The sequence below is a fragment of the Microcoleus sp. C2D2 genome (genome assembly GCF_036702495.1).
Lineage (GTDB): Bacteria > Cyanobacteriota > Cyanobacteriia > Cyanobacteriales > Microcoleaceae > Microcoleus.
Genome location: NZ_JAUBTO010000202.1, coordinates 1 through 11178, shown reverse-complemented (window position 1 = coordinate 11178; position 11178 = coordinate 1). Strand labels below are relative to the sequence as shown.

General features: G+C 45.4%; 9 protein-coding genes and 1 pseudogene. 8 read left to right on the top strand and 2 right to left on the bottom strand.

Translation table 11 applies throughout. The features are described 5' to 3' along the window. Positions 1 to 93 precede the first annotated feature (93 nt). The 8 genes and pseudogenes from QUB61_RS34895 to QUB61_RS34855 all read left to right on the top strand — a co-directional run bounded on the left by QUB61_RS34895 (position 94) and on the right by QUB61_RS34855 (position 7340). Complete coding sequence (locus QUB61_RS34895) at positions 94 to 552, top strand: hypothetical protein (RefSeq protein WP_333135401.1); 459 nt, start codon at positions 94 to 96, stop codon at positions 550 to 552. A 599-nt stretch (positions 553 to 1151) separates the two neighbouring features. Next, positions 1152 to 1919, top strand: coding sequence for a poly(R)-hydroxyalkanoic acid synthase subunit PhaE (locus tag QUB61_RS34890; protein ID WP_333135403.1), 768 nt, complete (start codon positions 1152 to 1154; stop codon positions 1917 to 1919). A 10-nt stretch (positions 1920 to 1929) separates the two neighbouring features. Then, positions 1930 to 2322 carry a hypothetical protein gene (locus tag QUB61_RS34885; protein ID WP_333135405.1) on the top strand — a complete coding sequence of 131 codons (393 nt, stop codon included), beginning with the start codon at positions 1930 to 1932 and terminating at the stop codon, positions 2320 to 2322. 28 nt (positions 2323 to 2350) lie between these two features. Then, positions 2351 to 3402: pseudogene (gene phaC, locus QUB61_RS40250) on the top strand (class III poly(R)-hydroxyalkanoic acid synthase subunit PhaC). A gap of 311 nt (positions 3403 to 3713) precedes the next feature. Beyond that, positions 3714 to 5888: a P-loop NTPase fold protein gene (locus tag QUB61_RS34870; protein ID WP_333135407.1), complete on the top strand. Its 2175-nt coding sequence runs from the start codon at positions 3714 to 3716 to the stop codon at positions 5886 to 5888. 206 nt (positions 5889 to 6094) lie between these two features. After that, positions 6095 to 6337, top strand: a complete 243-nt coding sequence (locus QUB61_RS34865; protein WP_333135409.1) for a hypothetical protein — start codon at positions 6095 to 6097, stop codon at positions 6335 to 6337. A 210-nt stretch (positions 6338 to 6547) separates the two neighbouring features. Beyond that, positions 6548 to 6883: a transposase gene (locus QUB61_RS34860; RefSeq protein WP_333190340.1), complete on the top strand. Its 336-nt coding sequence runs from the start codon at positions 6548 to 6550 to the stop codon at positions 6881 to 6883. After that, positions 6876 to 7340: an IS200/IS605 family accessory protein TnpB-related protein gene (locus tag QUB61_RS34855; RefSeq protein WP_333135413.1), complete on the top strand. Its 465-nt coding sequence runs from the start codon at positions 6876 to 6878 to the stop codon at positions 7338 to 7340. The genes QUB61_RS34860 and QUB61_RS34855 overlap by 8 nt, the downstream gene beginning before the upstream one ends. 38 nt (positions 7341 to 7378) lie before the next feature. On the opposite strand, the gene QUB61_RS34850 is transcribed toward QUB61_RS34855, so the two are convergent. Continuing rightward, positions 7379 to 8857 carry an MFS transporter gene (locus tag QUB61_RS34850; RefSeq protein WP_333135414.1) on the bottom strand — a complete coding sequence of 493 codons (1479 nt, stop codon included), beginning with the start codon at positions 8855 to 8857 and terminating at the stop codon, positions 7379 to 7381. 256 nt (positions 8858 to 9113) lie between these two features. Next, positions 9114 to 10646, bottom strand: coding sequence for an MFS transporter (locus QUB61_RS34845; protein WP_333135416.1), 1533 nt, complete (start codon positions 10644 to 10646; stop codon positions 9114 to 9116). Positions 10647 to 11178: the final 532 nt, after the last annotated feature.

Below are 11178 nucleotides of genomic sequence, written 5' to 3'. Positions count from 1 at the left end.
TGATATGGTGAATCCTATCTTAGTCTTTTTGTAAAGCCGTCCTAAAAGGACGGGGTTTCAACCCATTTCTCTGATGAGAAGATACCTGTCAGCGTGACGAGCGTGAAACCAGCGGTCATCAATACACCCTTCTGGAACAATGGCCTCACCAAGCTAGGCGTAAAGCCAGCAGGGATACCGCCCTACTACGACCCCAGGTTGGTAGCTGACGCCATCCTCTACGTTGCTGATCCAACTCGTGACTACTTTGTTGGGGATTCGGCTAGAGTTCTAGCTGCGCTACAGCGGCTCTCACCCGAACTGGCAGATTCTTTGTTGCTGCTCGTCGGCTTCCAGGGTCAACGCAGCAATCAGCCAAAATCCCCAGAGGATCGAAACAACCTTTACGAACCTGTCCCAGACGATACCAGAGTTGATGGAGACTATAGCAATATGGTCATACCGAGCGTTACGGACTGGCTGGCTAAGAATCCCGCTCTCCAGTGGGGGGCGATCGCTGGTGTGATGGCTTTAGCTTTTCTGGCAACACAAGGCTTCAACCACGAAAAGTGATTTTAGGATGAAATCAGTAGCGCCCGTACATCAACAAATGTGAGTATAAAGTGCTGCCTCATCAAATATTTAGGTAGATTTGAACGTTTCTGGGAGGGTAGCTAATCACAAATTAGCTTTATCTGTTTTATACTCAGGGTTTTATGGATGGATGAGGAAACTAACTTATCGATCTGCCATCTACGGCACTGCTGTAGAAGTAGTATATCGATGCTATCCCTCATCTAAAACTTGTTAAAACTGCGGTCACGTTCAACTAATGCCACTTCCAGCGCGAGTATTTGTTTGTTAGCAGTGTGGTTCTAGTTGTAATAGAGGCTTGAACGGGGCTATTAATTTAGCTTTAATCTTACAATAATAAAGTAAGGATGCGTCGTTCTGAATAGACGCCTGCCCAGTAGAAGGAGCCGACTCCCTACCCTGAAGCAAGAAGTAATTTTTAAGTGTACAAGATGTCGCAATACGCTTGGGTTAAAAATATTTATTCCTCGCAGATCCCTTGCAGCATCCCCCTTAATACGGGGGACGCAAGAGTAAGTTCTTCCCCCTTTTTAAGGGGGGCGCCAGGGAGATAGAGCTTAACCCAAGCGTATTGCAAGATGTCGATATTGTCCCTTTCATATCAATCTCATGTAGCAGACGTAAATATGTGGGAAAGCTGGTTCGATTTCATCAAGTCTGCAACAACTCCCGCAACACCTGCTGCGGTCAAGACTACTCAAAATCAAGCCGAGTTGTGGCAGATTTACCTGAAGGGGTTGCAAAAGTTGACTCAGCTTTGGGCAGAATCACTACAGCAGTCACTAGAGAGCGGAGCCGGAGCAGTAGGGGGTTACGCTGGAGCATTGATTGAACTCAGCAACCTCTACTGGAATATGTATGAAAAGACATTTGGTAGCGTTCTACAAAGCCCAAACTTGGGGTACGCTCGTGAGTTCAACAACAAACTGCTTAAAAGCTTTGATACTGGGATCAACTTTTCTAAGGCAAACTTTGACTATCAGATATTGCTACTTGATGTCTGGCTGAAAGCTTATGAGGAGCTGATGCGAGAATTAGCCTATTCTGAAGAAAAGGGCGAAACGGTTCAGAACTGGCAGCAGTTACTCCAAGTTTGGAGTAGCGTATTTGACGGAGTATTTCTACAAAGGTTCCGTGCAAAAGATGCTCTTGAACTTCGAGGAAATTTTTTGAACTCAGCCACGATCTACAGGTTTTCCCAGCAACAGCTCATGGAAGTATTCCTAAAGATGTATGGCTTGCCAACTAGGAGCGAAGTAGACGAGACTCACCACAGCATTTACGAGCTGCGTAAGGATGTTAAAAGCCTTAAAAAAGCTTTGGCAGAACCTCAGCTAAAAGGTTGAAGTATGAACTATGAAAAATTCGATGACGTGGAAGTACGTATTTTTGGGCAAGGCTGTAATAAATTGGGTTGAATCTGTCGGGTTACTGTTTGGCGACCAATGGATTCGCCAGTTGCTTAATCTGAAACCCCTGACCAATCCCGAGTATTTACATATGTTTATTGTGTTGATATTCATTTTCGGGATTGGCTATTGGTGGGTGGGTAACGACCTTTCCCGCCAGGATATCGTGAAACTTGGAATCTGCGCCCAATCCTCGGTTTTCCCCGTGCTGGCTTATCACACGGCGATCGGCAATCTTCACCCACTTTATCTAGTTCCGGGTGCGATCGACCTTGTGTTTTCGATTCTCTTCGGTCTGTTCCTCTACTCCTACAACGAAACTAAACCAGCTCTGGAGTGACAATTCGTAATAAATTCAGAATATCAATATGGCAACGAGAGAGCTAACCGAAAAACTGGTTAAGGGCGTCGAGATTTTCACCCGCCTGCGGGAGGAAGATCTTCAAGTCGGGGTGACTCCCAAGGAAGAGGTTTACCGGGAAGATAGGGTACTGCTGTACCATTTCTCGCCGAAAGTTGAGCATTCGCTGAATATTCCCATCCTCATTGTTTACGCCCTGGTTAATCGTCCCTACATTGTCGATTTACAGGAGGGGCGATCGCTGGTTGCGAATTTGCTCGAGCTTGGTTTGGATGTTTACCTGATTGACTGGGGCTATCCGAGTCGCGGCGATCGCTGGTTAACTCTTGACGACTACATTAATGGCTATATCAACAACTGTGTGGATGTGGTACGCGATCGCCACAGCTTAGAAGAAATCAACCTGTTAGGTATTTGTCAGGGGGAACCTTCAGCCTCTGCTACAGTTCCCTTTACCCAGAGAAAGTAAAAAACCTGATTACTATGGTCACCCCCGTCGATTTTCACATCAATGAGGGACTCCTCAATGTTTGGGGTGGATGCACTCTGGGGTCAAAGGCTGTAGATATCGATTTAATCGTGGATACTCTGGGGAACATTCCCGGCGACTTCCTGAATTTGGAGTTCTTGATGCTGAAACCTTTTCAGTTAGGAGTTCAGAAGTATATTGACCTTCTGGATAACATCGATTGTGAAAGCAAACTAATCAATTTTCTCCGGATGGAAAAGTGGATTTTTGATAGTCCCGACCAAGCTGGAGAGGCTTACCGACAGTTCATGAAAGATTTCTATCAGGGAAACAAACTGATTCAAGGTCAGGTCGAGATTGGCAACAAGCGAGTGGATCTGGGAAACATCCGCATTCCGATTTTGAACATTTACGCCGAGCAAGATCATCTCGTTCCTCCAGCATCTTCCTTAGCTCTTAAGACATACACTGCTAGCGAAGACTACACCTTGCGCTCCTTCCCCGTTGGGCATATCGGGATGTACGTCAGCAGTAAAGTGCAGCGAAACCTTCCTCCCACTATAGTCGATTGGCTCAAGGTGCGATCGTAGAAAAACGGATGCCGGTGTTCTGGCTCACCACAATGCCTTCGTTTGCTGCGATCGCCCACTTAGGCGCGTCTAAACGGGTGTTTCATTTTGGCAATCCTGTGCCTTTTATCAACCTAGCTTAACATTAATATCCATCTAACAGTAGACAAGAACAGAGCTTCCTTGATGCTACTCTATGAGCATCTATAAAGATAAGCAATCGCATACATTAAAACGTAATTCAACACCCCAAACTCTGCACGTCAGTGGGGTGTTAATTAAAGCAAACCTTGAACGGCAAGATTACCTTAACTAACAAAGAGAGAGGCTGTATGGCTCAAACAAATAACGATTCAGAAATCTTGCCGGAAGATTTTAGTGACTCATCCGCAGATAACGCCTTAATCGAGCCAAAACAAGACCGATTAGGATATGCACCCTTCGCCAAACATCTTGCAGACAGTATTTGCCAAATGAACTTTCCTGAAGGGTTCGTTATAGCAGTTTACGGTTCCTCAGGTTTTGGAAAATCCACACTATTGAACTTTTTAACGTACTATCTCGAGCAAAAGCCAGAGAGCGAGCAACCTATTATTGTCCCTTTTAATCCCTGGTTATTTTCTGGGGGCGAAGACATCACCAGGCGCTTTATTGGTCAATTACAGGCTGTTTTGAGCAAATTTAAAGCTGTCCCCAAAGGCCTCCTAGGTCGAATAACCAATCTGGCTAAAGCAGTTTCTGAAATTCCTCTTCCTTACGCTCAAGCTAGCAGAGCACTTGTAAAATTATTTGACGATAAAGAAAAGGAGACTTCCGACTTAAAAGCAGAAGTCGAAGATACACTAGAAAAGCAGCATCCGCGAATCGTAGTAACGATTGACGATATTGACAGGCTCTCCGCTGAAGAGATCAGTCAATTATTTTATCTTATTAAATCAATCCCCAACTTTACTAACGTTGTCTATTTGCTCGTTTTCGATCAAGAAGTTGTCATCAAAACCCTCGCAGATACACAACCTCTACCCGGAGCAATCTACCTCAATCAGATTGTTCAAGCTTCTTTTGAGTTACCTCTCCCAGATAAAACCTCACTCCGCAAGCTACTTTTTGAAAAACTCAATGGCATACTGGCTGACGCACCAAAGCCACTACTCAATCTAAATCGCTGGGGCAATGTTTATTTACAAGGGATAGACCACTTTATTACCAACCCTCGCGACATTACTCGTCTGACCAACCTCTTAACCGTGACATACCCAGCGGTGAAAGATGAAGTCAACCCAGTTGATTTTATTGCTATTGAGTCCCTGCGAGCCTTTCGCCCAAAAATATATGACATAATCCGCAAAAATCCTCAATTCTTTGCAGGAAATGCGGATGCGGAAGGTACTCTAATCCCGACATTGGAAGAAATCAAAGATTTTCACGATTCGTGGGTGACTAAGTTTGAAGATGACGAGGATAAAGAACCAGTTAAACGGCTGCTCTTACAGCTTTTTCCTAAGTTAGAAGCCGTTTGGCATAATACCTACTCCCCTGCACAAGATGAGTCAATATGGGGCAAACAATTACGGATTTGCAGCTTAGATATATTTCCCAACTACTTCTGTTTAGTCTTAACACAAGATGAATTCTCGGATGCTGAGATTAAAACAATTTTTGCCTTGGCAAAAGATGCTAAAGCATTTGGGGAAAATCTTGTAGAACTCGCTCATCAAAAACGCTCTGATGGCACGACGCAAGTTCGGGCATTTCTTGAACGGCTTGAGGATTACCCTGAAAAAGAAATTCCTACCGATGGCATTCCTTCAATTGTGAAAGCTTTGTTTGATGTCGGCGACCAGCTTTTGCCTCCGGAAGACGAACCGCAGGGAATGTTTGATTTTGGCAATGACATTAGAATTGAACGCCTGATCTCACGATTGTTGCGTCGGATTGACGAACCAGCACGGTTTGAAACCTTGAAAGAGGCAATATCAAACGGTAATGCCTTATCCATAATTGTGCGCGAAGTAGCAGCCTTGGGGCAGGAACAAGGTAAGTATGGAGCGGAGGAATCTATCCCCGCAGAGGAATACCTCCAGACTGTAGAACATCTTAAGCAGCTTGAAGGAATAGCCTTGAAGCGGCTGCGAGATGCTGCACAACAAAACTCCCTACTGCAATCCCCAAAACTATCTGAAAATTTACACTATTGGCAAAGTTGGGCAGGACAAGATGAAGTCAAGCAATGGGTTGAAAAGATTATTGAGGATGACGAAGGGCTAGTTAATTTCTTGGAGAATTTGCTGCCAAAAGATTTTAGTGAGGATGGGTCGAAGGAAACTCAAAAAACAGGCTACAAACTTGACCTTAGCTGGCTCGAACCCTATCTCGAACCATCCGCGATCGTTGAGCGAATGAGTAGTCTCGCTGAAACGAGCGAGTTAACAGAAGATGGGAAAAATGCGATCGCCCAATTTATCCAAGAATATGAGATGCAGCAGCAGGGAGAAAGCTCGGATTAGGCAAGGATTTAGGCGGTCGAATAGCAGTGCTAGAGCCTCGATCGGGTAATCCAAATAATGTGGAGAGTATGACGCAACTGGCGACGAACGTTAGAAACTCATGGTTCAGGAAGCAAGCAGGGCTAGTTCCTAAATTTATTCCTAATAGAGCGCTTGACTCTGTTGATTGACTGTGTATAATCAACATATAACAAAGGAGCATTTAAATGTTTGGGTGTCAACAGATACTACTCAAGCCTGACAAAGAATTCAAGGCGGTTCTAGAATATATTTGCCAAGAATCAAACAAACTACACAATTGTGCGGTTTATTACGCTCGTCAAATATACTTCAAGGCTCATACTTACGTTCGTCCGTTTGACGTAATTAACGCATTAAAGCGCAATCCTCATTACGGGGCTTTATGCGCTCAAGCTGCTCAACAGACTTGTGGTGCTGTTGGTGAATAGGTAAAATCTTTCAAAGGATCGATCGAGTTATTTCGGGAAGACAAGCTTGAATTTAAACCAAAATTCCCAAATTACCGTACTACTGGCGGACTTCATTTGGTAGCTTATCCGAAGCAAGCGCTTGGGAAAAAGTTGATTGATGGTCAAATTTCAATCCCTCTCGGACAAAAAGTAAAAGCTTGGTTTGGACTGAAGAATTTTCAAGTCCCAATGCCTTCCAACTTAGACTATGCCAATATTCGAGAAATTAGAATTCTCCCCAGAAATGGCTGTTTTTACGCCGAATTTGTTTACAAGTCAATCAGTGTCCAAGGTGTCGCAGACAATCAAAAAGCTTTAGGCATCGATCGCGGTATTGATAACTGGCTTACTTGCGTCAGTAACTCAGGGACAAGCTTTATTATTGATGGCAAGCATTTAAAGTCGGTCAACCAGTGGTACAACAAGCGGGTGGCAACTTTGATGGAGGGCAAACATAATGGTTTTTGGTCGCATGGCGCGATTAACCGAAAAACGAAACCGTCAGATACGCGATGCCGTGAATAAAGTAGCTCGTTTACTCGTCAATCACTGTATCGAGAACAGAATCGGTGTTATCGTTTTTGGGTGGAACAAAGAACAGAAAGATTCTGCCAATATGGGCAAAAAGACCAATCAAAAGTTTGTTCAAATCCCTACGGCACGACTAAAGAATCGCAGAGCTCAACTGTGCGAACAGCACGGCATTAAGTTTGTCGAAACTGAAGAAAGTTACACGTCTAAAGCATCATTTGTAGACCGTGACTTTCTACCTACAATCGGTGAAAAACCTGATGGGTGGAAGGAAGCGGGTAGGCGGGTAAAACGCGGTTTGTACCGGACGGGTGCGAAAAACTGGTACATCAATGCTGACTGCAATGGGGCAGCCAACATTTTGAGAAAAGTAGCGACAATGTTAAGGCTTGACCTTGACGGAGTTGGTAGAGGTGTCTTGACAGCGCCCTCAAGAATTGCCATTTGGTAGTTTCTTCAGAATCTCCGTGCGTTTTACGCCGGAGAGTGTCAATCCTTTGCTTCAATCAGCTCTATTGGTAGTCTGGCGGGGAATAGGGCGCGTATTAGCTGACCCATACCCACAGAACGCTGCTCGCGAACAAACACCAAGGGCAGCAGGGCAAACAGGCGCAGGACGGCTGAGAGAGCAAACGCCATTGGCAAACCACCAAAATGAGTCAGACTCGCGACATAGCCACCAACAGTGATGCCCATCGCCCCAGTGATTCCAGGAACCGCCGCCGCAATAGCAAAATAAATCGACTGATTGCGTAGCGGCGTCACCGACATCATCAGATTGCCACTGCACAGGTCAATCGCTGCCCAAGTCCCCCCGGCCACTATATGCAACAAGGGGAACCAAGCCCAAAGGAAAAATGGAGTAGTTCCAGCTTCTAGCCACAGTAGAGGCGTCAGAGCCACCAAGACTCCCACAGTTATCATCACGGGGCGATTGCCAATCCGGTCAGCCAGTCTGCCCCAGAACATCAGCATCAGCAAGTTAGCACCAGCTCCCAAGCTGTTATAGAGCGTTACCACACTGACATCGAGGTGGAGATCCCCCAGCAAGTAGAGGTTAAAGAAGGGAGCGCTGATGTTAACCGCAAAGCTCCAGAAGCCTGCGTAAATAAGAAACCTCAAAAAATTGGCATCCTTGAAGAAGCTAAAAACAGTCTCCCAAGGCGACAGGTGCTCTGTATCCGAATCGGTGACCTGTAAAAGCTTTGGGTTCACATCAGTCATCCAGAAGTGAACGACCAGACTGATTATCCCCAGCACGATTCCCAGAACCAATACCGCACCGAAGCCAGAGAGCGAGCCACCGGGCCACTTCGATACTGCTAGACCCAGAAGCGGCACAGCGATGAGATTGGTTAAGGTAACAACACTATTGCGAAACCCAAAATACCGCCCCCGCAATCGCTCTGGTACTAACACAGCCATCCAGCTAAAAAAGGAAGCACGCCCCAAAGCTTCCATGATATTAGTCACCCAGATAATTGCCAGTGTCAACACTACCAACTGGTGTGCAGCCATACGAGATGAGCCCACCAACCAAATCCCTGGGACAATCAGCAACCACAGCAGCCGCGACGAGCCAAAAATAAACAGGGAATACCAATTGCGGCTGTTCGTGCGGTCTCCCAGATAGGCCCCCAGCGGTTGCAGCAAATTGGTTAGCTGAGGAATTGAGGCAAGCATACCAATTTCTACTGTACTCGCACCGAGATCCAGCAAGAAATTACTAAGCAACGCGCCGCCAATGATACTGGCAAAGACTGTAGCAAAGCCACCTTCGGTAGTTAATGCCTTGAGGCTTGTGCGAATTTCTCGCTTGGGAATTTTTTGAGGCGGCTTTGGAGGAAATACCGTCTCTGATAATGCCCTATTCTCTTGTTCGACTTTTAATACTAAATCTTTCTCAGTGTGTTGAAAATCTTCAACGACTACTTGGAAGTTTAGTAATCCTGTCAGTAGAGGATTCATGAGCGTTTTTTGTAATATTCGCTACATTAACATATGATAAACCGGAAAGCCAGCATTATTTGGTTTCTTGCCACATCCCCACTAGGATAGATATGTAAAAAAAATTGCCTGATAAGCAATTATACTTAAAATTATACTTAAATTTTCGGAAATTGCACCAGCAGGCTCTTGTCCCCCCAGTAGTTCATTGCAAGGAACTATGAATAAAAAACCCTCCCCGTTCACGGGGAGGGTTCGTCAATTCGCTATCTCAAGACTAAGTGGATGAGCTTGCTGGTGGGCTTTCATCCTCAAGTTCATCTATTAATGGTAATGGTTTCAAAGTGGTGCGTCCTGCTTGAATAGCCGCTGCTTGACGCTTGAGTGTTGGGATCAGGACTCGCATTAGCTCACTCACAGAGACAGCACGCTGCTCGTGAACAAACACCAAGGGCAGGAGGGCCAACAGTCGCAAGACGGCTGAGAGAGCAAACGCCATTGGCAAGCCACCAAAATCAGTCAGACTCGCGACATAGCCACCAACAGTGATGCCGATCGCCCCAGTGATTCCAGGAACCGCCGCAGCAACAGCAAAATAAATCGACTGATTGCGTAGCGGTGTAACCGACATCATCAGATTGCCACTGCACAGGTCAATCGCCGCCCAAGTCGCACCGCCGAGGATGTGCAACAAGGGGAACCAAGCCCAAAGGAAAATAGGAGAAGTTCCAGATTCTAGCCACAGTAGAGGCGTCAGAGCCACCAAGATTCCCACAGTTATCATCAGTGGGCGATTGCCAATCCGGTCAGCCAGTCTGCCCCAGAACATCATCATCAGCAAGTTAGCACCAGCCCCCAAGCTGTTATAGAGCGTTACCACGCTGACATCGAAGTTGAGGTCCCCCAGCAAGTAGAGGTTAAAGAAGGGAGCGCTGATGTTAACCGCAAAGCTCCAGAAAGATGAGTAAAACAAAAACTTCAAAAAATTGGCATCTTTGAGGAAGCTAAAAACTTTCTTCAAGGGCGAGCCGTGGTCTGTATCCTCATCGGCGGCGTGTACTAGCTGCGGGTTGACATCGGTTATCCAGAACTGAAAGATCAGACTGAGTATTGCGAACACAACTCCCACAACCAAGACCACACCGAAGCCCGAGAGCGAACCACCCGGCCACTTCGATACCGCTAGACCCAGCAGCGGCACGCCGATGAGATTGGTGAAGGTCACCACACTGTTGCGAAACCCAAAATAACGCCCGCGCAACCGGTCTGGTACTAACACAGCCATCCAGCTAAGAAAGGAAGCACGACCCAAAGCTTCCATGAAATTACTCAGGCAGATAATTGCCAATGTCAACACCACCAACTGGCGCGGCTGCATACGAGATGTGCCCACCAACCAAATCCCTGGCACAATCAGCAACCACGGCAGCCGCGACGAGCCGAAAATCACCAGGGAATACCAGTGGCGGCTCTTGATGCGGTCTCCCAGATAGGCTCCCAGCGGTTGCAGCAAATTGGTTAGCTGAGGAATTGAGGCGAGCAGACCAATCTCTACTGTACTGGCACCGAGATCCAGCAAGAAATTACTAAGCAAGGCGCCGCCAATTATACTGTAAAAGACGGTAGCAAAGGCACCTTCGGTAGTTAATGCCTTGAGGCTTTTCCGAATATCTCGCTTGGGAATTTTAAGATGGGGGTTTGTAGTAAGTATCGGCTCTGATAATGCCTTATTATCGGGGATTTCATCAATGACCAGAGGGGCCAGAGGACTCGTTGCTACTAAAACGTTCTCTTCTTGTGGATGCAACATATTATCTAGACAATATTTAAACCATTAATCCGAACTAGATTACTGCTTTGGTCTGAGTGCACTTCTCAAGACCAATGTCTTAAGGAGTGCTTTATTTAAATCCTGTAATGGCAACCCCTTACCTGCTGAGCGTTAATAATTAGTAAACGCCACAAAGTATTTCAGGAAGATAACCACAACCTGTCCCCAACAGCCAGATATTTTTTACAGAATTTATATAAAAATACTCTCGATTCTAGTATAGTAGAACTTTCATAATTTGACAAAAATTTTTATAGATAATTATTATTTTTTGTAAATAAATTTTAAGTTGTTATTTACAATAGTTACTTAAATTATTTTACTGTTAATCATTAGAGGTTATTTCTCAAGATAGATTTGTTTCTAAACTCTGAGGAAGATGCAAATATGCTACCTCTAAGGTATTCAGAGTTAGAAGTTGAGCTCGTAGATTTGGCTCTACCGAACCTAGTATGTAAAAAAGTTAATAATTTTTATAAAAATTAACTATAGAATATAAAAATTAGGCGCT